Origin of the sequence: Noviherbaspirillum cavernae (genome assembly GCF_003590875.1) — a bacterium.
In the GTDB taxonomy this organism is placed as follows: domain Bacteria; phylum Pseudomonadota; class Gammaproteobacteria; order Burkholderiales; family Burkholderiaceae_D; genus Noviherbaspirillum; species Noviherbaspirillum cavernae.
The window spans coordinates 255,715-276,413 of sequence record NZ_QYUN01000003.1 but is presented as its reverse complement, the minus strand read 5'-3'; the positions used below and the strand labels follow the sequence as shown (position 1 = coordinate 276,413).

Annotated in this window: 18 protein-coding genes; 9 read left to right on the top strand and 9 right to left on the bottom strand. The window is 60.5% G+C overall.

The features are described from left to right. Nucleotides 1-4: 4 nt before the first annotated feature. From D3870_RS19825 to D3870_RS19805, 5 genes are all read left to right on the top strand, one after another. Nucleotides 5-1,015, top strand: a complete 1,011-nt coding sequence (locus D3870_RS19825) for a 2-dehydropantoate 2-reductase (RefSeq protein ID WP_119742767.1) — start codon at nt 5-7, stop codon at nt 1,013-1,015. Nucleotides 1,016-1,327: 312 nt separating this feature from the next. Then, nucleotides 1,328-2,059, top strand: a complete 732-nt coding sequence (locus tag D3870_RS19820) for a TerC family protein (protein WP_119742765.1) — start codon at nt 1,328-1,330, stop codon at nt 2,057-2,059. A 226-nt stretch (nt 2,060-2,285) separates the two neighbouring features. Next, nucleotides 2,286-3,281: a Bug family tripartite tricarboxylate transporter substrate binding protein gene (locus D3870_RS19815; RefSeq protein WP_422879681.1), complete on the top strand. Its 996-nt coding sequence runs from the start codon at nt 2,286-2,288 to the stop codon at nt 3,279-3,281. A gap of 95 nt (nt 3,282-3,376) precedes the next feature. Next, nucleotides 3,377-3,898, top strand: coding sequence for a tripartite tricarboxylate transporter TctB family protein (locus D3870_RS19810; protein ID WP_119742761.1), 522 nt, complete (start codon nt 3,377-3,379; stop codon nt 3,896-3,898). Between the two features lie 77 nt (nt 3,899-3,975). Beyond that, nucleotides 3,976-5,505, top strand: coding sequence for a tripartite tricarboxylate transporter permease (locus D3870_RS19805; RefSeq protein WP_119742759.1), 1,530 nt, complete (start codon nt 3,976-3,978; stop codon nt 5,503-5,505). A gap of 108 nt (nt 5,506-5,613) precedes the next feature. On the opposite strand, the gene D3870_RS19800 is transcribed toward D3870_RS19805, so the two are convergent. After that, complete coding sequence (locus D3870_RS19800) at nt 5,614-6,582, bottom strand: GlxA family transcriptional regulator (RefSeq protein WP_119743162.1); 969 nt, start codon at nt 6,580-6,582, stop codon at nt 5,614-5,616. Nucleotides 6,583-6,671: 89 nt separating this feature from the next. Between D3870_RS19800 and D3870_RS19795 the strand changes: the two genes are divergently transcribed. Continuing rightward, nucleotides 6,672-7,499, top strand: a complete 828-nt coding sequence (locus tag D3870_RS19795) for an MBL fold metallo-hydrolase (RefSeq protein WP_119742757.1) — start codon at nt 6,672-6,674, stop codon at nt 7,497-7,499. Between the two features lie 27 nt (nt 7,500-7,526). On the opposite strand, the gene glxR is transcribed toward D3870_RS19795, so the two are convergent. Genes glxR through gcl form a run of 3 tightly spaced genes read right to left on the bottom strand, consistent with a single transcriptional unit; the run spans nt 7,527 to nt 11,068 of the window. Further along, a complete protein-coding gene (gene glxR / locus D3870_RS19790) occupies nt 7,527-8,492 on the bottom strand; it encodes a 2-hydroxy-3-oxopropionate reductase (RefSeq protein WP_119742755.1) in 966 nt (321 codons plus the stop codon). A 6-nt stretch (nt 8,493-8,498) separates the two neighbouring features. Next, nucleotides 8,499-9,278, bottom strand: coding sequence for a hydroxypyruvate isomerase (gene hyi, locus D3870_RS19785; protein WP_119743161.1), 780 nt, complete (start codon nt 9,276-9,278; stop codon nt 8,499-8,501). A 41-nt stretch (nt 9,279-9,319) separates the two neighbouring features. After that, on the bottom strand, nt 9,320-11,068 hold the full coding sequence (gene gcl / locus D3870_RS19780) for a glyoxylate carboligase (protein WP_119742753.1): 1,749 nt from the start codon (nt 11,066-11,068) through the stop codon (nt 9,320-9,322). A 357-nt stretch (nt 11,069-11,425) separates the two neighbouring features. Between gcl and D3870_RS19775 the strand changes: the two genes are divergently transcribed. Beyond that, the gene (locus D3870_RS19775; protein ID WP_119742751.1) at nt 11,426-12,337 is read left to right on the top strand and encodes a LysR family transcriptional regulator; all 912 of its coding nucleotides are present in this window, start codon (nt 11,426-11,428) and stop codon (nt 12,335-12,337) included. Between the two features lie 77 nt (nt 12,338-12,414). Here the strand turns inward: D3870_RS19775 and D3870_RS19770 are convergent, their stop codons facing one another. After that, nucleotides 12,415-13,263, bottom strand: a complete 849-nt coding sequence (locus D3870_RS19770; RefSeq protein WP_119742749.1) for an alpha/beta hydrolase — start codon at nt 13,261-13,263, stop codon at nt 12,415-12,417. 116 nt (nt 13,264-13,379) lie between these two features. Continuing rightward, the gene (locus D3870_RS19765) at nt 13,380-14,357 is read right to left on the bottom strand and encodes an NAD(P)H-quinone oxidoreductase (protein ID WP_119742747.1); all 978 of its coding nucleotides are present in this window, start codon (nt 14,355-14,357) and stop codon (nt 13,380-13,382) included. Between the two features lie 369 nt (nt 14,358-14,726). Between D3870_RS19765 and D3870_RS23115 the strand changes: the two genes are divergently transcribed. Then, the gene (locus tag D3870_RS23115; RefSeq protein WP_277986378.1) at nt 14,727-16,292 is read left to right on the top strand and encodes a methyl-accepting chemotaxis protein; all 1,566 of its coding nucleotides are present in this window, start codon (nt 14,727-14,729) and stop codon (nt 16,290-16,292) included. A gap of 130 nt (nt 16,293-16,422) precedes the next feature. Here D3870_RS23115 and D3870_RS19755 read toward each other — a convergent pair whose 3' ends face one another. The 3 genes from D3870_RS19755 to D3870_RS22190 all read right to left on the bottom strand — a co-directional run bounded on the left by D3870_RS19755 (nt 16,423) and on the right by D3870_RS22190 (nt 19,433). Further along, complete coding sequence (locus D3870_RS19755; RefSeq protein WP_119742744.1) at nt 16,423-17,634, bottom strand: MFS transporter; 1,212 nt, start codon at nt 17,632-17,634, stop codon at nt 16,423-16,425. 154 nt (nt 17,635-17,788) lie between these two features. Beyond that, nucleotides 17,789-18,430 carry a DUF2242 domain-containing protein gene (locus D3870_RS19750; protein WP_119743160.1) on the bottom strand — a complete coding sequence of 214 codons (642 nt, stop codon included), beginning with the start codon at nt 18,428-18,430 and terminating at the stop codon, nt 17,789-17,791. Between the two features lie 130 nt (nt 18,431-18,560). Further along, entirely contained in the window at nt 18,561-19,433 is an 873-nt protein-coding gene (locus tag D3870_RS22190) for an NUDIX hydrolase (protein WP_158590526.1), read from the bottom strand. A 178-nt stretch (nt 19,434-19,611) separates the two neighbouring features. On the opposite strand from D3870_RS22190, the gene D3870_RS19740 reads away from it, so the two are divergent. Further along, nucleotides 19,612-20,643 (top strand): putative 2-aminoethylphosphonate ABC transporter substrate-binding protein, encoded by a 1,032-nt coding sequence (locus tag D3870_RS19740; RefSeq protein ID WP_119743158.1) that lies wholly within the window; start codon nt 19,612-19,614, stop codon nt 20,641-20,643. Nucleotides 20,644-20,699 lie beyond the last annotated feature (56 nt).

Sequence of the window (20,699 nt, the reverse complement as noted above, 5' to 3'; positions counted from 1 at the left end):
GGAAATGAAAATTGCGATCATCGGCGCCGGTGCGATCGGCGGTTACGTCGGCGCGAAGCTCGCCCTCGCGGGCGAAGATGTCACCTTCATCGTACGCGGCGCGAACCTGGACGCGATTCGCGGGAACGGCATCAAGCTGATTACCGCCGAAGGCGGCGAGCAGGTGACGAGCAATGTAAATGCGACTGATCGCTATGAAGAAGCAGGTCCGCAGGACATCGTGATTCTTGCCTTGAAAGCACATCAGCTGGAAGCGGTTGCGAATGACGTACCCAAGCTGTTCGGGGAAGACACTACCGTGGTGACGATGCAGAACGGCATTCCCTACTGGTATTTCCACAAGCATGGCGGCGAACTTGAAGGCACCCGCGTCCATAGCGTCGATCCGGATGGGCTTATCAGTGAAAGGATTCCCGTGCAGCGCGTCATCGGCTGCGTGGTCTATCCGGCCTCCGAACTGATCGCGCCGGGAGTGGTGAAGCACGTCGAAGGCGACCGCTTCCCGGTGGGCGAGCTCGATGGCTCTGTCAGCGATCGCGTCACGCGGGTGTCGGAATGCTTCATCAACGCCGGCTTCAAGGCCCCCGTTCTGGACAATATCCGCGCCGAGATCTGGCTCAAGCTGTGGGGCAACCTGACATTCAATCCGATCAGCGCCTTGTCGCATTCGACGCTGGTCGATATTTGCCGATATCCGCTTTCGCGGGAACTCGCCGCCGCCATGATGCGCGAAGCACAGACCATCGCCAACAAGCTCGGCATCGAATTCCGCGTGAGCCTGGAAAAACGCATCGCCGGTGCCGAAAAGGTCGGCAGGCACAAGACATCCATGTTGCAGGACATCGAAGCGGGACGCGCGGCGGAGATCGATGCGCTGGTGGGTTCCGTGGTGGAGCTGGGCCATCTCACGAACACGCCGACGCCGCATATCGATACCGTATACGCACTGGTGAAACTGCTGTCCAGGACAATGGAAGAAGAGCGCGGCCACGTCAGGCTGCGGAAGATAGCTTGAATGTGCGGTAACGAACGCATTCCGGGATCCGCCAGCGCACGGCAGGCCGCACGGGTCCGCCCTGCCGGCGGGTTTGTTTGCCAGGACGGGCCGGAAAAAATTTCGAATCTTAGCCGCAGTCAAGGAAATCGGCCGCGACTGCGAGCACAATCGAATGCATCGCGTGATTCCGGACAAGGGCCTCCATGGAGCCGGCAATCTGGCGCGGCGGGAAAAAGTGCGGTGCTTGCGCGTTCCGTCACCAACGACGTCATCCAATCGGTAATACTGGCTAGCGGCTTTTCCGGCGCTTAGGCAGGTTCTGGAGCCGGCATGGACTTTCTGCTTCAATTGAATTGGGTTGCCATCGGTCAGATCATTCTCATTGATCTATTGTTGGGTGGCGACAATGCCATTGTGATCGCGCTTGCCTGCCGCAATCTGCCGCCGCATCTGCGCCGGAAAGGAATCCTCTGGGGCACGTTCGGCGCAATCGCCATTCGCGTCGTTCTCATCGCATTCGCCGTCACGCTGTTGCAGGTAGCTTTCATCAAGTTTGTGGGAGGACTGCTGCTTCTCTGGATCGGCGTCAAGCTGCTGGTCGATAACGATGAAGGCCATGGGGAAATCGCAGCGAGCGACCGTCTTTTCAGCGCAATCAAAACCATTGTCGTTGCCGACTTGGTGATGAGCATCGACAACGTCATCGCTATCGCCAGTGCGGCGGAGCAGGCGGGCGGCGATCATCGGATGGCACTGGTGGTATTCGGCATCCTGGTCAGCATTCCCATCATCGTCTGGGGCAGCGCCCTGGTACTGAAGCTGATGGAGCGCTTTCCGATCATCGTCACGCTGGGTGCCGCGCTGCTCGGTTATCTGGCCGGCGGAATGATCGTCACCGATGTCGCGTTCCTGCCATGGATGGAAGCCCATGTTCCGCCTCATGCATTGTCGGTTTCCTTGCTGGGGATGCAAGTGAGTATTCCGGGATTGACCGGCGCTGTCGCGGTCGTGTTGGCGGGAACCCTGCTGGCAAAAGGCAGATGCAGTCCGCAGGCCGGATGACCATTGCCAGTCACGATGCGGGGAAGAATTGAGGGATGCGGATGATGGAGAGCGTGTTTGCTTTTTGATGTGAGGTGTTTGACCGGTTTTTGATGGCGTCGTGGCCCGCGCAATGCGGATGTCTGAAAGCTCGCCGGAGGAGATTCTTTCTCGGGCGAGACGAATATAAACAGGAGACAACATGAAAAAAGTCGTGACTTCGAATGCCAAGTGTCGCTTGGCGAAAATGTCCGCCGGTGCGTTGGCGGTAGCGGCGGTAGCGGCGGTAATGGGATTCGCGGCAGCGCCCGCGTACGCCTGGGAACCGACCAAGCCGGTGGAGTTCGTGGTGCCGGCGGGCACCGGCGGCGGCGCGGACCAGATGGCGCGTCTGCTGCAAGGCATTGTCATCAAGCACAACCTGATGAAAGAGCCGCTGATCATCGTCAATAAATCGGGTGGCGCGGGGGCGGAAGGCTTCCTGGATGTCAAGGGCGCCAAGGGCAACCCGCACAAGATCATCATCACCCTGTCCAATCTGTTCACTACGCCGATGGCGACCGGCGTGCCTTTCAACTGGAAGGACATGACCCCGGTGGCAATGCTGGCGCTGGACCAGTTCGTGCTGTGGACGAACACCGACAAGCAGTACGCTGACGCCAAGAGCTACATCGCTGCGGTGAAGGCCGCCGGTCCCAACAAGTTCAAGATGGGCGGTACCGGCTCCAAGCAGGAAGACCAGATCATCACGGTGGGGCTGGAGAAGGCGACCGGCACCAAGTTCATCTATGTCCCCTTCAAGGGAGGCGGTGACGTCGCCGTGCAATTGGTGGGCGGACACATCGATTCGAGCGTGAACAATCCCATTGAAGCGGTGGCGCAATGGCGCGCAGGCAAACTCAAGCCGCTATGCGTGTTCGACGACCAGCGGATGCCTTACAACGCGAAGGTCACCGACACCCAATCCTGGAATGATATTCCGACCTGCAAGGAAGCCGGCGTGCCAACCGACTACGTGATGCTGCGCGGCATTTTCATGCCTTCGGGAGTGAGTGCGGAGCAGAGCGCGTTCTATGTGAATCTTCTCCAGAAAATCACCCAGACTCCGGAATGGAAGGAATACATGGAAAAGGGTGCCTTCAATCAAACCTTCAAGACCGGTCCGGATTTCGTCAAGTGGCTGGAGGACGCAGAAGCCTCGCATCGCGCCCTGATGAAGGAAGCCGGATTCCTTACCCAATAACGGGACTATCCCGAGCCGGAATTGTAGGGTGAGCACGCGGTGCTCACCCTGCCTCCTTACCTTGTTCCCGTTGAAAAATCTGAAAAGGGTTCGCGATGGAAGACATCCAGGAAGCCGACGCCGGCAGCCGCACCGGCATCGCCACCAATGTCGTCGAGGCGGTCGTTGCTTTCATGATCTTCGTGATCGGTGCCGTCGTTGTGTACGGCAGCCGGAAGCTGGGTTCCGGCTGGACCAGCGATGGCCCGGGCGCGGGATATTTTCCGTTCTATATCGGACTCATCCTCTGCATCTCCAGCGCGGCGATCATTTACCAGGCATTGCTGGGCAAGGATAAAAACACCCGGGTATTTGTAGACAGCGAGCAGTTGAAGCGGGTCATGTCGGTCCTGATCCCGGCAGGCATCTACATTCTCGCGATTCAGCTATTGGGCATCTACGTGGCGTCGGCGCTGTACATCGCCCTGTTCATGGTGATACTCGGGAAGTATTCGTGGTTCAAGAGCGTGATTGTCGCGCTTGCGGTGAACACGCTGTTTTTCTTCATGTTCGAGGTGTGGTTCAAGGTTCCTCTGTTCAAGGGAAAGTTTGAACCATTGAGTTTCCTCGGCTACTGAATCTGTCACTCGCACGGGGATTTTCCCCACTCGCAGATCGCCCGCCGGCAAACCGGATTTCAAGGAGTTGACGCAAAATGGAAGAAATCAGCGCGCTGTTTCAAGGATTCGCGGTCGTGTTGAGTCCGATGAATATATTGCTGATGTTCGTCGGGATCGTGCTCGGCGTACTGATCGGCGTGCTGCCGGGGCTGGGCGGTGCCAACGGTGTGGCCATCCTGCTGCCCCTGACCTTCACGATGTCGCCTACCTCGGCCATCATCATGCTGTCCTGTATCTATTGGGGCGCATTGTTCGGCGGCGCGATCACCTCGGTCCTGTTCAATATTCCGGGCGAGCCATGGTCGGTGGCGACTACCTTCGACGGTTACCCGATGGCGCAGCAGGGGCGGGCCGGCGAGGCCCTTACCGCCGCATTCACCTCATCGTTCGTCGGCGCCTTCATGGCGGTGCTGATGATCACCTTCCTGGCGCCATTGGTTGCGAAGTTCGCGTTGAAGTTCGGTTCGCCGGAATTCTTCGCGGTGTATTTTCTGACCTTCTGCAGTTTCGTCGGGATGGGAAAGGGATCGCCGTTCAAGATTCTCACCTCCATGGCGCTAGGCTTCGCTCTCGCGGCGGTGGGCATGGATACGGTGACCGGCCAGTTGCGTCTGACGTTCGGTTCGGCGGAATTGATGCGCGGTTTCGATTTTCTGATCGCAGTCATCGGCTTGTTCGGCATCGGGGAGATTTTGCTGTCGATGGAGGAGGGGCTGCGATTCTCCGGCAAGAACGCCAGGATCAATCTCCGCGTGGTTCTCGATACCTGGAAAAAACTGCCGCAATACTGGATGACGTCCCTCAGAAGCTCCTTGATCGGCATATGGATGGGGATCACTCCCGGCGGCGCCACGCCGGCATCCTTCATGGGTTACGGCATTGCCAAGAAAACGTCCAGGAACGGTGCCAAGTTCGGCACCGGCGAAATCGAGGGTGTCGTCGCGCCGGAGACCGCAGCGCATGCCGCCGGTACCAGTGCGTTGCTGCCGATGCTGGCGCTGGGTATTCCCGGCTCGCCGACCGCGGCCGTTCTCCTCGGGGGTCTGTTGATCTGGGGATTGCAACCCGGCCCGCTGCTGTTCGTGGAGCAGAAGGATTTCGTGTGGGGCCTGATCGCCAGCATGTATCTGGGCAACATCGTCGGCTTGGTCGTCGTGCTCACCACGGTGCCGCTGTTCGCGTCGATCCTGCGGATTCCATTCGCCATCATCGCGCCCGTCATCATTGTGATCTGCGCCATCGGCGCCTACACGGTGCACAACGCGATGCTGGATATCTGGTTCATGCTGATGTTCGGCGCTGTGGGTTATCTGTTCAAGAAACTGGACTATCCGCTGGCCCCGCTGGTTCTCGCGCTGGTGCTGGGGGACAAGGCCGAGGACGCGTTCCGGCAATCCATGCTGGTATCGCAGGGCGATCTTTCCATCATGTGGTCCAATCCGCTGGTGGGCAGCATCACTACCCTGGCATTGATACTGCTGTTCTGGCCCCTGATTTCCAAAGGATGGAAAAAGCTCAGCGCCAGCCGGCGGGAAGAACTTCCCGTGGAACGTCCTGTCGATTGAGGGCGCGCGGTATCGATGGAGCCGAGGCCTGACCAAGGTCTGACTAAGGTCTGACTATTGCGAGGTGCCTGCTTCGCCGCCGATGCCCTGAAACCGCGCGGGTCCGTATCAGTTGCGTCCGTAACGCTGTCGGTACTCGGCCGGCGTCAGCGCAGTCAACTCCTTGAACATGCGCCGCATGTTCGAATCGCTGCTGAAACCCAGCTCCGCACTGATGGTGCTGGCCGGAACCGAAGTCAGGATCAGACGTTCGCTGGCCTGATTGAGCTTGATCCGGCGCGCATAGGCAGCGACCGCGAGGCCCGATTCCGCACGCACCTTGCGCGCCAGCGTGCGCTCCGACATGCCAAGCGTTTGTGCCAGTCTTTGTACCGTGATGGCCTCGGCGGGAAGCTGCTCGACAAGCATATGCAGCTTGCGCAAAAAGCGGCCGGATTGCTCGATCAGGCTGAGCGACTGGAACGCGAGATGCGCCTGTTCCGGCCGCGGCAACACCATCAGCCTGGTCAAGTCGCGAAACGCTTCCGCACTGAGGTATCGCTCGATCAGCGCCTGCGCGATCGGCAGATAACCATTGACGCCCGACGCCGTGGCGGTCCGCTGATTGACGATGCAGTTCCGTTCGCTTTGCCATTGCACCTTTGCGTGCTGCCGAATCATCGCGTCGGCCAGCCACCAGGTCACGGTCGCCGGCTGGCCGTTCAGCTTTCCGGTCGCGGCAAGCAAACAGACGCCGGTGCAATAACTCCATAGCTGTATTTTCTTCGGCAACGCAGACAGCGCGGCAATCAGATCGCCATTGTCGGCCAATGCATCGGCGACCTGCTGCGGCGACTCACCCCAGAAACCGGGAATCAGGATGGCATCGAGGTCGCCGTCGCCGGTCGATGATGCGGCGGTTAGCGAGATGCCGTGCGCGCATTCGACCGTCCCGGCATCGAGCGCAACGAAGCGCGTGTCAAACAGCATGCGGCCGGCGCGGCGATTGGCGGCGCGGACCAGGTCGGCAAACGCGAACAGGCCGGCTGGCATGCAGCGCGGGAATAACAGCAATCCGATGCGAAGGGTTGCGGGCATGGCGGAAAATGAATGTTTTATGTCGTTTTCTGCCATTGTAGCCAGCGTGGCGCAGCCTGACAATGAACCTTCTTTCGGGAGGACACATCATGAAAATCACGCAGCTTCGCAATGCCACCATCCTTATCGACATCGGGGCCGATCGCATCCTGGTCGATCCCATGCTGGCGCGCAAGGATGCGCTGCCGCCGCTACGGATTCTGGGCGGCAGAACGCAGCGCAATCCGATTGTCGAATTGCCGGCGGAAGCGGAAGCGGCGCTGGAATCGGTGACGCATTGCCTGATCACGCACTGCCAGAAGGGCCATTTCGATCATCTCGACCGGGCCGGAATGAAATGGCTGCGCGAAAAGCGGATTCCGGTCATCTGCACGCCGCACGATGCAGGCTATTTGTCCGAGCGCGGGTTGAATGTGCGGCCACTGCCTCCGCATCACGAACAGCCGAGCTCTTTTTTGGGCGGACACATCCGGACCGTGCGCTGCACGCATGGACGCGGGATGATCGGCATGTTGATGGAGCACGGCGTGGGCTATCTGATCGAAGTGCCCGGTGAGCCCAGCCTGTATCTGAGCGGCGACACGGTGCTGACACCGCGCATACGCGACTTCGTATCGCGGCATCAGCCCGATATCAGCATCGTGCCGGCGGGGGGCGCACGCATGGATATCGGGCAGGACATCATCATGGGTGTGGATGAGGTGATTGAATTCACGCACCTGTCCCGCGGCCTGGTTGTCGCGAACCATCTGGAGGCGCTCAGCCACTGCCCGGTAACGCGCACGGAACTGGCCGACGCGGCAACGCGCGCCGGCGTCGCGTCGCAGCTGCGCATTCTGGCGGACGGCGAGAGCTGGCTGGCGTCCGCTCCAGGTTCCGTGCTTTCTTCCTCGTTGCAGAGGGAAATGGTGTCTTGATGATGGCGCAGTGCGCTGTGCCGCGTATCAAGCCTCGGCGATTTGGTGATTCGACATCATTTCAATCGCGCGGCACAGCGCCGAATGGTCGAGACCGCTTATGCCGTTGGCGGCGCACGCATTCATCAATTCCTGCGCGGCGGCCGTGTTTGGCAGCGACACGCCGAGGCTCTTTGCGCCCTGCAATGCGAGGTTCAGATCCTTCTGATGCAATTCGATGCGAAAGCCGGGATTGAAGGTGCGCTTGACCATGCGTTCGCCGTGGACTTCCAGTATGCGCGACGCGGCAAAGCCACCCATCAAGGCCTCCCGCACCCTGGCGGGATCGGCTCCCGCCTTCGATGCGAACAGCAGCGCTTCCGCCACTGCCTGAATGTTCAGCGCCACGATGATCTGGTTGGCCACCTTGGTGGTCTGGCCGTCGCCATTGCCGCCGACCAGCGTGATGTTCTTCCCCATCAATTCGAACAATGGCTTGACGGTGTTGAAAGCTTCCTCCGGGCCTCCAACCATGATGGTCAGCGACGCGGCCTTTGCGCCGACCTCGCCGCCGGAGACGGGCGCATCCAGATATGGGCAGCCAAGCGCATTGATCTTTTTGGCAAAGTTCTTCGTCGCGATCGGCGAAATGGAACTCATGTCGACCACGATCTTGCCGGCGGCCAAACCCTTGGCAACACCTTTTTCTCCGAATAACACTTCTTCCACCTGCGGTGTGTCAGGGACCATGACGATGACGATCTCCGATCGATTGGCGACCGCTTCGGCGGAGGTGCATATCGTGGCGCCGCGTTCGTTGAGTTCGGCGGGGGGATTCCTGATGTCATGCAGGTACAGCTTGTGTCCGCCTTTTTGCAGATTCGCCGCCATCGGCGCACCCATGATGCCAAGACCGATAAATCCGACTTTCGCCATGTTGTTCTCCACTGTGAAAATTGATCGATGCAAGCTGGCATCCTTGCCCGCGCGGTTTGTTTGATTGAGCCGATTCAATACCTCTTACACGTCGTCCATGGCGCGCCAACCCAGTCCTTCCAGCGTGCCGGCCCTCGGCTTGTACTCGCAACCGATCCAGCCCTTGTAGCCGAGCCGGTCCAGTAGCGCCAACAGGTAGCGGTAATTGATCTCGCCGGTGCCGGGCTCGAAGCGGCCGGGGTTGTCCGCCAGCTGGATATGCTTGATGGACGGCAGATTGGTCTTGATGGTATTGGCGAGTTCGCCCTCCATGCGCTGCATGTGATAGATGTCGTATTGCAGGTACAGATTGCCGGAGCCGGTTTCCCTGATCAACTCCAGCGCCTGCCGGGTGTGCGACAGATAAAAACCGGGGATATCGAAAGTGTTGATTGGTTCGATCAACAAACGGATGTTGTGCTGTTGCAGCTTGTCGGCAGCAAACCTGAGATTGTTTACCAGCGTCGCATGCGCGATTTCCTCATTCAGTCCTTGCGGTGCAATCCCGGCCAGGCAATTCAGCTGCTTCACGCCCAGCACTTGCGCATATTCGATCGCTGTGCCGACGCCATCCTGAAATTCCCCGACGCGCTCCGGATGGCAGGCGATGCCGCGTTCTCCGGCTTCCCATTTGCCGGCCGGCAGATTGTGCAGCACCAGCTCCAGCCGATGCTGCGCTAAGCGATCGGCGATTTGCGCCGGATGAAATGCGTACGGGAAGAGGAATTCCACGCCACGGAAACCTGCCTGGGCAGTGGCTTCGAATCGTTCCATGAAATCCAGCTCGTTGAAGAGCATGGTGAGATTGGCGGCAAATTTCGGCATGATTTCTCCTTTTTCGAACAGCTGACTGCTCAAGGTTTCGCTCACTTGTCGATGATGTCGAGCACGTCTTCAAATTCGTTGATGGCGTTGATCTCGGTGCCCATCGCAATATTCGTGACGCGCTCCAGAATGATTTCCACCACCACCGGGACCTTGTATTCCCGCATCAGTACGCGCGCCTGCTTGAAAGCGGGGATGATGCCTTCCGGTTTGTGAACGCGCAGCGCCTTGCAGCCGAGGCCTTCGACGACCGCGACATGATCGACGCCGTAACCGTGGAGCTCGGGTGCATTGATATTCTCGAAAGACAGCTGCACGCAATAATCCATATCGAATCCGCGCTGCGCCTGACGGATCAAGCCCAGGTAGGAGTTGTTCACCAGAACATGGATGTAGGGCAGCTTGAACTGCGCGCCTACCGCCAGTTCCTCGATCAGGAACTGGAAATCGTAGTCGCCGGATATCGCCACGATGTCGCCCTCCGGATCGGCCGCCCGCACACCCAATGCCGCCGGAATGGTCCATCCCAACGGACCCGCCTGGCCGCAGTTGATCCAGTGGCGCGGTTTGTAGACGTGCAGGAACTGGGCGGCGGCAATCTGCGACAGCCCGATGGCGGTGACGTACCGCGTATCCTTGCCGAAGAACTTGTTCATCTCTTCGTAGACGCGCAGCGGTTTGATCGGCACGTTCTGATGATCACTGCGGCGCAGCATGGTGCGCTTGCGGTGCCGGCATTCCGCCACCCATGCGGAACGCTCCTTCAGCTTGCCGGCGGCTTTCCATTCCCGCGCGACTTCGATAAACAATTGCAGCGCCGCTGCGGCATCGGAAACAATGCCGTAGTCCGGTTCGAAAACGCGTCCGATCTGCGTCGGCTCGATATCCACATGCACAAACGTGCGCCCCTTGGTGAAGACATCGATGGAGCCGGTATGCCGATTGGCCCATCGGTTGCCGATTCCCAGCACGAAATCGGATGCCAGCAGCGTCGCATTGCCGTAACGATGGCTGGTCTGCAAACCGGCCATGCCGGCCATCAACGGATGGTCGTCGGCAATCGTCCCCCAGCCCATCAGCGTCGGAATCACCGGCACGTTCACCAGCTCCGCAAACGCCACCAGCAAGTCGGCGGCATCCGCGTTGATAATGCCGCCGCCCGCGGTGATCAAGGGACGATACGCCTGGTTCAGCATGGACAATGCCTTTTCCGCCTGCGCGCGGGAGGCCTTCGGGCGATAGACCGGCAAGGGCGCATAGGTTTCCGGATCGAACTCGATCTGCCCGACCTGTACATCGAACGGCAAGTCGATCAGGACCGGGCCGGGACGGCCGGAGCGCATCACATGGAATGCCTGCTGGAATACGCGTGGCACCAGAGCAGGTTCGCGCACGGTCACGGCCCACTTGGAAACCGGCCTGGCGATCGATTCGATGTCCACCGCCTGGAAATCTTCCTTGTATAAACGAGCGCGAGGCGCCTGGCCGGTAATGCACAGGATCGGGGATGAATCCGCCTGCGCGGAGTACAGGCCGGTGATCATGTCGGTGCCGGCAGGACCCGAGGTGCCGATGCACACGCCGATATTGCCAGCCATGGCCCGCGTGTAGCCTTCCGCCATATGCGATGCGCCTTCCACATGGCGCGCCAATACATGCCTGATACTGTCCCGTTTCCTGAGCGCAGCGTAGAGCGGATTGATGGCGGCGCCAGGCACGCCGAATGCCGCGCGGATGCCTTCCTTTTCCAGTACGCAGACAGCTGCTTCTGCCGCAGTCATTTTTGCCATGTTGAATCTCCATATGTGCAATATCCGAACCGATGGGGTCGATCGCGCTGCTGGAGAATGCGGAGCGACACACGGCGGTGCGCGGCAAGATGCGTGGCGCGTATTGAAACTTGCTTGTCGAACGCACTCGTCAATGACCTGTGATTTCCAGAGGCTCGGCAGGTGTGTCAAATGCTATCGGCGAAGCGGATTTTTGATAAGAACACGGAATGTCGTTTTATTCGATACAGAGGGTATGGAATAATCGAAAGGCCGTCTCCACATGAATCGAGATGGATGCACGGCACACGGAAAGTGAAGCGCACTTTTCGTTCACGCCAATCGCGCTGACGGTTTATTCCTGGATAGGTTCCGGCAATGGACAGACTCAAACAGATCGAGGCCTTCGTCGAAGTCGTGGAGAAGGGAAGCCTGGCACGCGCCGCACTGGAGCAGAAGGTCACGCCGGTGATGCTGGGACGCCGCATCGATGCGCTCGAGAAAAGGCTGGGAGCCAAACTCATGCGCCGCACGACGCGCCATCTGACATTGACCGAGGAAGGCACGGTATTCCTGGACCATTGCCGCAAATTGCTGGCCGAGTTGAATGCCGCCGAAAAGATCATTTCCGAAGGACGCCACAAGGCTACCGGCCATCTGGTCGTTTCCGCACCTGCAGCCTTCGGACGCAAGCATGTCGCGCCGCACGCGCCGGGGTTCGTTGCGGCCAATCCGGACGTAAAGATTTCCTTCAATCTGACCGACCATGTCATCGATCTGATGCGGGAAGGATATGACCTCGGCATTCGCATCGGCGGCGTGATCGAGCCCAGCTTCGTGGCGGTCAAGCTGGCTGCCAACCGTCGCGTGGTATGTGGCACGCCGGATTATTTCAGCCGCTACGGCATACCGAAAACCCTCGACGACCTTGCCCGGCACAACTGCCTCGCCTTCAATTTGCAAGGCGGTCAGCAGCGCGGCTGGTATTTCCAGAAAAACGGCAAACCCGTCACGATCAAGGTCAACGGCAGTCTCGACTGCAACGATGGCGAACTGCTTCATCGCTGGGCCTGCCAGAGCCTCGGCCTCGCATGGCGCTCCACCTGGGAAATCCAGCCGCAGCTTGCATCCGGCGAACTGGTCACGGTTCTCGACGAATACGCGCTTCCTCACTACGACATCATGGCGGTGTATCCGCAGCAGCGGCATCTGCCGGCAAAAATCCGTTTCTTCATCGACGTATTGAAAGCGATCTATGCCGGGCCCAACTACTGGGCCCGGACGGACTGATGGTCTGGCAGGCTGTGGGAGGCATTTTCGTTTTCATGCAGCCGGAATTTCCTGCATAACTACTGCATCCGGGCTTCTTACCGTGGAACTGGATTCACGCTGCCTTGCGGGAGGTGCTGCTCCAGGAAGCGCCCGAGCTCCACACGCCATGCTTCGCGGCTGAACAGAAAAGCGTCGTTATGACCGCCGGCTAGTTCCAGAAATGCTTTCGGCCCCTTGACGGCGGCAAACAGCCGCTCCCCATGATGAAACGGCACGATTTCGTCCTGGGGACTGTGGGCGATGAGCACCGGACACGAGACACGCTCGAGGGCGGCCAGCGTGTCGTACCGGTAGCGCGTGAGCCACCGCGCCGGCAACCAGGGATAGAGATCTGCGGCCAGTTCTGGCACGGAGACAAAGCTCGAAGCAAGTACCAGCGCACCCGGCCGCTCATCCGCGGCAAGCCGGGCGACGACGGCGCCGCCCAGGGACTCGCCCACCAGCACGATTCGTTCGGGAGGAAAGCCGCGTTCCGTCACGAGGTGGCGCCACGCGGCGCGAGCATCGGCGTAGGTGCCGGCCTCGCTCGGCTTTCCTTCGCTGCGACCGTAGCCGCGATACTCAAGCAGCAACAGCGAGTAGCCGAGGCGATGGAACAGGAGGGCGTAGTCCACCCGGTGAGAGATGTTGCCGGCGTTGCCATGGGCGAGCAGCGCCACTCCGCGCGCCGCTGGCGCGGGGATATACCAGGCCTCGATCCTGACGTCGTCTTCCGTCGTCAGCCACACCGTCTCGTAGTCGAGCCCGACGTCTCCGGGCGTCCGCAGCATCTGCCGTCCCATGTCGGGGAAGTAGAGGAGAGACCCCTGCAGCAGGAACACGCCGGCCAACAACGCGGCATACGCCGCGCCGCCCGCGCCCAACACTTTCAACAGGATTTCCATGACCGCACCGAAAAGTGGTGAAGAATGGGATCAGGCCCGATTTTGTCAGCTCAGGCCCGAGCTGATCCAGTCCGGCTTCACTGGAACGATCGCGCGTGGGATGTTGTCCGACCTGCTTAAATCGCAAGCACGATCTTGCCCACATGTGTGCTTGTCTCCATCAGCGCGTGCGCCTGGGCGGCTTGCTCCAACGGGAAGGTGCGGTAGATCGCCGGCTTGATCTTCCGCGATTCGAGCAGGGGCCAGATACGCTCGCGCAGTTGCGCCGCGATCGCCGCCTTGAACGCGACCGGACGCGGGCGCAAGGTTGAACCGGTGATCGTCAGGCGGCGCAGCAGGATCTGCCCGAGATTGATTGTCGCCTTCGAGCCGCCGAGGAGGGCGATGAACACCAGCCGTCCATCGTCGGCGAGGCAGCTGATCTCGCGCGCCACATAGTCGCCGCCGACCATGTCGAGAATCACGTCCACGCCTTTGCCGGAGGTCGCGGTCTTGACGATCTCGACGAAATCCTCCGTCCGGTAATTGATGCCGCGTTCTGCGCCGAACGCTTCGCATGCCCGGCATTTTTCATCGGAACCGGCGGTGGCGAATACACGGTGTCCCAGCGCGGTCGCCATCTGGATCGCTGTCACGCCTATGCCGGATGTGCCGCCTTGCACCAGCAGTGTTTCCTCACCCGTCAACCCTGCACGGTCGAACACATTGCTCCAGACAGTGAAAAATGTCTCAGGCAGGGATGCTGCTTCAAGCGCGCTCAATCCATTCGGCAACGGCAGGCATTGCGCAAGCGGCGCCACGCAATATTCCGCATAGCCGCCGCCCTGCAGCAGGGCGCAGATCATGTCCCCTTTCTTGAAGCCGCTCCCGCTCAAATCGCCGTCCGCGATTTCTCCGGCAACTTCCAGGCCGGGAATGTCCGATGCTCCCGGGGGAGCCGGGTACTTGCCGATGCGTTGCAATACGTCAGGCCGATTCACGCCCGCCGCATGAACCTTGATCAGGACTTCACCAGCCTTGGGAATGGGTACGGGGTGTTCGCAGATTTGCAATACATCAGCGGGGCCGGGCTGGCTTATTTCGATGGCGCGCATGGGAAAGGATCTCCGGAATGCAATGGGTTCAATGGCGATGGTAACGAGTTCAAGCTTATGAAGAAACACGGTTTCCTACCTTACGCAAGCGCAGAATCGGAATCGATCAGGCAGGAACGTCCCTATAGGTCTTCCTCAACGGCGACCTGATCGGCCCCATCGAACGTGGCATGCGAAGCCAGCCCCAGCCTGCCATTCAACATCGCCCATCAAACATCCCCTTGCCAGGCGGTTTCCCGGACGAAATTGATTTAGGTCAAAAATTCTGAAGGATTCTTTGCTACCGTGGCGCCCGGTCATGCCATTACGGCAACTTCCCGATGCTGTGCCAGATCTCAAGAGAAAGAGAAATTTCGTATGCGGTCCAACATGCCTGTCACCGATGTCGAAACCATCCTGAAGGATTCCGACATCATCGTCTCCAAGACGGATCTGGAGGGGACGATTACCTACGTCAACGACGATTTCGTGCGCATCAGCGGCTTCTCTGTGGATGAACTCATCGGGTCGCCGCAAAACATCGTGCGCCATCCGGACATGCCGCGCGAAGCCTTTGAGGATTTCTGGCGCACCATCAAAAGCGGCAAGGCGTGGACCGGGCTGGTGAAGAATCGATGCAAGAACGGGAATCACTACTGGGTGGAAGCAAACGCCGCACCGATGCTCGATCACGGCCGAATCGTCGGATACACCTCCGTCAGAGTCAAGCCATCGCGGCAACAGGTGGAAGCGGCAGACCGCGTGTACCGCGACATGCAGACCGGGGCCGGCAGATTCGTCATTCGCGAAGGCGCGGCCGTCAGGCGTTCCCTGTTCGGCGGCTTCAACCCGCTGCAAGCGCTGACGATCAAGGCAAAAATCCTTTGTTCGTTCGCATTCCTTGTCGCCATGTTCGGCATCATCCTGCTCGGCCTGCTGGCAAACGACAGGACTCTGCATCTGCTCGCCGTTGCCGGTGCCGTGCTCGGCCTGATTGTGGTCGCCGGTTTTGGCGTCGCAGAGTATTACAGCGTGGTACTTCCGGTGGAGCGCGCCAGGCGCGAAGCCGATCGCATGAGTGCCGGCGACCTGTCGGGCAGCATCACGTCGCCCGGCAATGACGAAATTTCCGCCGTGCTGCAATCACTGCGCATTTTGCAGATCAACATGAAATTGCTGGTGGGGCAAATCAAGGAGGCGAGCGAGATCGTCAACTCCGGTGCCAGCGACATCGCGACAGGAAATTCCGACCTGTCCGCGCGCACGGAATCGCAAGCCAGCGCGCTCGAAGAAACCGCATCCTCGATGGAGGAACTCACCGGCACGGTGAAGCAGAATGCGGAGAATGCGCAGCAGGCCAACGCCCTGGTGGTGGCGTCATCCGAGACGGTGGCGCAGGGCGCCTGCACCATGCGCCAGGCAGTCGAGATGATGCGATCGATCAGAGAAAGCTCGCACAAGATGGCCGAGATCATCAATGTGATCGACGGCATTGCATTCCAGACCAATCTCCTGGCATTGAACGCGGCAGTGGAAGCCGCGCGCGCGGGAGAGCATGGGCGCGGATTCGCCGCGGTCGCGGCGGAAGTGCGCGGTCTGGCGCAACGATCCGCGAACGCAGCGCGGGAAATCAATGGCTTGATCAAGGATTCGGCCGACAAGGTCAGTTCAGGCACCAGGGCGGTGGATGACGCGGGCCGCACCATGGAAGACATCGCAAGCTCGGTGCGCCGCGCCGCAGAGATCATGGCGGAAATCGCGGCTGCCAGCCGCGAGCAGAGCGCCGGAATCGAGCAGGTCAACGAGGCGGTTGCCAGAATGGACCTGGTCACTCAACAAAACGCGGCGCTGGTCGAAGAAGCGGCAATCGCAGCGGAAGGCATGAGCGCACAGGCGCTCAAGCTGGCACAGCTGATCAGCGCGTTCAAGCTGGTGTCCGAGGGGAAGAGCGGTTAGCGGCTGTAGCGGAGGTGTGTGACGCTGGCATGTTCCGTCACGGATGGGGACGGGGATGGTCCAGGTGCGGGGCACGGCGCGCAGCCGCCATACGGATATCGGTGTGCGCCATGCCTTGCCGTTCATCACGCTACGCCGGCGTCACCAGCGTGTGGCGCCGCGCCAGCCCCGGAAACAGCCTGATCCACGCAGCGACGACCAGCAGGGTGCCGACGCCGCCGATCAGCACCGACGGCACCGCGCCGAACCAGCCTGCGGTCATGCCGGATTCGAATTCGCCCAGCTGATTCGACGCGCCGATGAAGATCGAATTGGCCGCGCTCACCCTGCCGCGCATCTCGTCAGGCGTGTCCAGCTGCACCAGCGACTGCCGGATGACCACGCTGACCATGTCGAACATTCCGCTGAATGCCAGCGCCGCCAGCGACAGCACGAACGAGGTCGACAGCGCGAACACCAATGTGGCGACGCCGTACAGCGCCACCGAGCCGAACATCACCCTGCCGACGTGGCGCTGGATCGGATGCTGCGCGAGATACAAGGACATGATCAGCGCGCCGACCGCCGGCGCCGAGCGCAGCATCCCCAGACCCCAGGGGCCGACATGCAGGATGTCCTTCGCATAGATAGGCAGCAGCGCGGTCGCGCCGCCCAGCAGTACCGCAAACAGATCGAGCGAAATCGCGCCCAGCACCTCCTTGCGATTCCAGATGAAGGAGATGCCCGCGAACAGGCTCTGCAGCGTCACGGGCTGCGGCGCCCGGGGAAGCTGTGCGACGCGAATGAAAAACACGCAGGCGGTCGCCGCCAGAAACAGCAGGCCGCACGCGATATACACCACCTGCGCACCCGCCACATAGATGAAACCGCCCACCGCCGGGCCGACGATGATGGCGGCCTGATTGCCCGAGGATGCCGCTGCAAGCGCGCGCGGCAGGATCGCGAGCGGTACCAGTTGCGGCGTGAGCGCCTGCTGGGTCGGCATCTGGAATGCCTTGGTCGCGCCGAGAGCAACCGACGCCAGCAGGATCGTCTCGCGGTTCAGCCAGCCTTCCAGCGTGCCGGCCACGAGCGCCACGGCAATCAGAAACTGGCCCGCAAGGCACCACGCCAGCACGTAACGGCGGTCGAAGCGGTCGGCGACCTGCCCCGTAACCAGCACCAGCGCGAGCGATGGCAGAAACTGCGCCAGCCCCACCATGCCGAGATCGTAGGCGCTGTTGGTCAGATCGTACATTTGCCAGGCGACGACCACCATCATCATCTGGTTCGCCATCGTGGTGAGGACGCGCAGGACAAGGAAGAACAGGAAGGAGGGGTAGGCGAACAGGGGATTTTTCATTACTTGTCATCGGCACGGCAGACAACGGCATGCGTGGTCTGGTGCTTGTTCTTTCGTCGCCGGGTCAAAGAGTGCATCCGGCGAAGTGTTCCGGGCCTTGTCGCATCGACCTGCCGTGCTGCCAGCATCGAACGTCAGGGCATTGCGCCATGCATCATTCATCGACCGGCTTGACGGACAGGGTGTTCTTGTCGTCCTTGCTGCTCTGCCTGTCAACTTGCGCCGGACTGTCGCCGGCGGCGTCGAGATAGCTCTCCAGCAGCTCGAAGAAGCTTCCGTAGAATTTCTTGTTCGAGACGGTTTCGCTCGCCACCTTGACCAGCGAGTCGTCGGAAGAGCCGAACGGCAGGGACACCGAGCCCAGCGCACCGACGCCGAGGCTGGCGGAATTGCTGCTCTTGCGCAGTGAATAACGGTCGTTCACCGCATTCGCGAACACGGTCGTGCTGTTGCTTCCCTTGCTGTTAGGCGCGCATACCACATGGAACTCGGTCTGCATGTGGATGCCGCTTTCCGGCTGAAAGTTCTTGCGGCCCCTGACCAGCGACGGGCTCGCTTCATGAATGACATAACCCTGGCTGAGGAGCGCCCGCCGCCCCGCTTCGCAGGTCGCCTGCGCCGATCCGGGAAAGCTGCGGGCATACACATTCGACGAGGAAAAATCCTCTTCGTGATAACTGTCTTGCCTGTCTTGCCGGGGGATGGAACAGGCTGACAAAGCGACAACGACAATCAACGGAAACAGGGAAGTGAAGTGGAATGGCTTGTGCATCGACACGAACTCCGACAATGACATGCCCAAGATTGTATTGCCTATTGCCACCTGTTGCTGCCTATTGCCGTCCATTACCCTTTGCAAGATGTTTTCCATGCAATGCGCGCCGGGATGATTATCATGCCGGCAACAGATGACATGCGCACGCGCCTCATGCTGTGGCGTGAATGAGCGCGCGCAATTTCGCGCAGCCCTTGTCCTGTGCGCCGATCAGGCCGCGCTGCATCAGATATGCGCAAATGATGCAGCTGGCGTCGAGGGTGAGGTCGTCGGTTTCCGCAAGCCGATGCAGCAACGCATTCAGCGGAAGCAGAACGAATTCCGACACTTCGCCATCCTGATTCCGCGGTTCGAATTCCGGCGGCAGACTCAGCGCGCGGGTGTGGATCAGTTCGTCATGCCAGCCTTCGGCAACGGCTCTTTGCACCCTGATCTGTCCGGTGTCGATCGCCCCGTGCAATTGCTCTTGCCTGAGGCCGGCTTCCTCCCAGGCTTCCTTGACCAGCGTTTCGTCCGCCGTCATGTCGCCGCCGATGCCGCCGCCGACCAGCGTATCCAGCAGATTCGGATCGATAGTCTTGTTTGGGCTGCGGCGCGCGAGCCACATCGCTTCATCCTGCGCAGCATGTACGGCAAGCATGCCGAGCAGATGGACCGAACGCAGTTCCGCGCCCAATGGGCGCAGCGCGGCCCGCTCGACGAACAGCAAGGTTCGCCCGCTGTCGCTCCTGACCGGCATCTGCTCGTTGCGCCAGCCGGTAATGAGGCCCGAGTCGTGCAAGGCCTGCACGACTTCGGCAAATGCCTTCGTGCGCGACTCGGCCGAATTCAGGGTGGGGGAAACATCGACCCGGCCCGGTGAAACCTCAAAGTAGTGCGGCCAGCGCGCGAGCGCGCGCTGCATGGATTCGTTCAGTCTGCCGATGCGCTCGCCGTTCGCGTAGAGCAGCGTGCATGGCGGAGATGACGGCAGCCTTGCCTTCAAGCGTTGATGGATGAGGAGGGGGAGTGAACTTGTCGGCATGGCACGGGCGGCATGGAGGCGGCAGACGATTGTCCCATATCGGCTGCCCGCCCATCTCTGCGGCTCAGCAGGTCGTCTAGCAGCCTGCAAGACGTCACGACCTCGTAACAATCCCTCCCTAAGATTCTGCGTGCCGGTGCATTGCCATGCCGGTTCGCTCAATCCCAAGGAGTTGTACATGCCCATTCCGAAATTCCTGAAATCCCTGACACCCATTGCCGCGCTCTTCGCTTTGACGGCCGGTGCGGCGCATGCCGAAACGACGCTGGTCGTCTACACCGCGCTCGAGGCCGATCAGCTCAAGGCGTATCAGGCCAGGTTCGAATCCGAATATCCCGACATCAAGATCAAGTGGGTGCGCGATTCCACCGGCATCATCACCGCCAAGCTGCTCGCCGAAAAGGCCGCGCCGCAGGCCGATGTCGTGATGGGCGTTGCCGCAACTTCCTTGCTGGTGCTCGAGAAGGAAGGCATGCTGCAGCCGTATGCGCCGAAGGATGCCGACAAGCTGAACAAGCGTTATGTCGATTCGGCCAATCCGCCGGCATGGGCCGGCATGGACGTGTGGGGCGCAACCATCTGCTTCAACACCGTCGAAGCCGCGAAGCAGGGCCTGCCCAAACCGGAATCGTGGAAAGACCTGCTCAAGCCGCAGTACAAAGGCAAGATCGTGATGCCCAATCCGGCTTCCAGCGGCACCGGCTATTTCGACATCACTGCATGGCTGTCGCTGTTCGGCGAGAAGGAAGGCTGGGCCTACATGGACAAGCTCCACGAGAACATCGGACAGTACACGCACTCCGGCTCCAAGCCATGCAAGCAGGCTGCCGCCGGCGAATTCCCGATCGGCATCGCCTTTGAATACCGCGCCGCGAAGCTGAAGGAAGGCGGCGCGCCGATCGATCTGGTGTTCCCGAAGGAAGGTCTCGGCTGGGACGTCGAAGCCACGGCAATCATGAAAGGCACGAAAAATCTCGATGCGGCCCGCAAGCTCGCGGACTGGTCCGCGTCGAAGTCGGCCAATGCGCTGTACGCGAAGAACTTCGCAATCGTCGCCTATCCCGGCGTGGCGGCGCAGGTACCGGGCATTCCGTCCAACTACGAGCAGTTGCTGATCAAGCAGGACCTCAAGTGGTCGGCGCAGCAGCGCGACCGCATCCTCGCCGAGTGGAGCAAGCGTTACGACGGCAAGTCGGAGCCGAAGCAGTAAGACCGCCGACCGAGGCCCGGCTGTCCGGCCGGGCCGCAGCATCATTCCCTGTTTTC

Coding starts and splice junctions, on each gene's coding strand:
- D3870_RS19810 (WP_119742761.1), top strand. CDS start 3,377: ATGGAAGACATCCAGGAAGCCGACGCCGGCAGCCGCACCGGCATCGCC.
- D3870_RS22190 (WP_158590526.1), bottom strand. CDS start 19,433: ATGCCGACAAGTTCACTCCCCCTCCTCATCCATCAACGCTTGAAGGCA.
- D3870_RS19775 (WP_119742751.1), top strand. CDS start 11,426: ATGGACAGACTCAAACAGATCGAGGCCTTCGTCGAAGTCGTGGAGAAG.
- gcl (WP_119742753.1), bottom strand. CDS start 11,068: ATGGCAAAAATGACTGCGGCAGAAGCAGCTGTCTGCGTACTGGAAAAG.
- D3870_RS19765 (WP_119742747.1), bottom strand. CDS start 14,357: ATGCGCGCCATCGAAATAAGCCAGCCCGGCCCCGCTGATGTATTGCAA.
- D3870_RS19805 (WP_119742759.1), top strand. CDS start 3,976: ATGGAAGAAATCAGCGCGCTGTTTCAAGGATTCGCGGTCGTGTTGAGT.
- hyi (WP_119743161.1), bottom strand. CDS start 9,278: ATGCCGAAATTTGCCGCCAATCTCACCATGCTCTTCAACGAGCTGGAT.
- D3870_RS19795 (WP_119742757.1), top strand. CDS start 6,672: ATGAAAATCACGCAGCTTCGCAATGCCACCATCCTTATCGACATCGGG.
- D3870_RS23115 (WP_277986378.1), top strand. CDS start 14,727: ATGCCTGTCACCGATGTCGAAACCATCCTGAAGGATTCCGACATCATC.
- D3870_RS19825 (WP_119742767.1), top strand. CDS start 5: ATGAAAATTGCGATCATCGGCGCCGGTGCGATCGGCGGTTACGTCGGC.
- D3870_RS19800 (WP_119743162.1), bottom strand. CDS start 6,582: ATGCCCGCAACCCTTCGCATCGGATTGCTGTTATTCCCGCGCTGCATG.
- D3870_RS19815 (WP_422879681.1), top strand. CDS start 2,286: ATGTCCGCCGGTGCGTTGGCGGTAGCGGCGGTAGCGGCGGTAATGGGA.
- D3870_RS19770 (WP_119742749.1), bottom strand. CDS start 13,263: ATGGAAATCCTGTTGAAAGTGTTGGGCGCGGGCGGCGCGGCGTATGCC.
- D3870_RS19740 (WP_119743158.1), top strand. CDS start 19,612: ATGCCCATTCCGAAATTCCTGAAATCCCTGACACCCATTGCCGCGCTC.
- D3870_RS19750 (WP_119743160.1), bottom strand. CDS start 18,430: ATGTCATTGTCGGAGTTCGTGTCGATGCACAAGCCATTCCACTTCACT.
- D3870_RS19755 (WP_119742744.1), bottom strand. CDS start 17,634: ATGAAAAATCCCCTGTTCGCCTACCCCTCCTTCCTGTTCTTCCTTGTC.
- D3870_RS19820 (WP_119742765.1), top strand. CDS start 1,328: ATGGACTTTCTGCTTCAATTGAATTGGGTTGCCATCGGTCAGATCATT.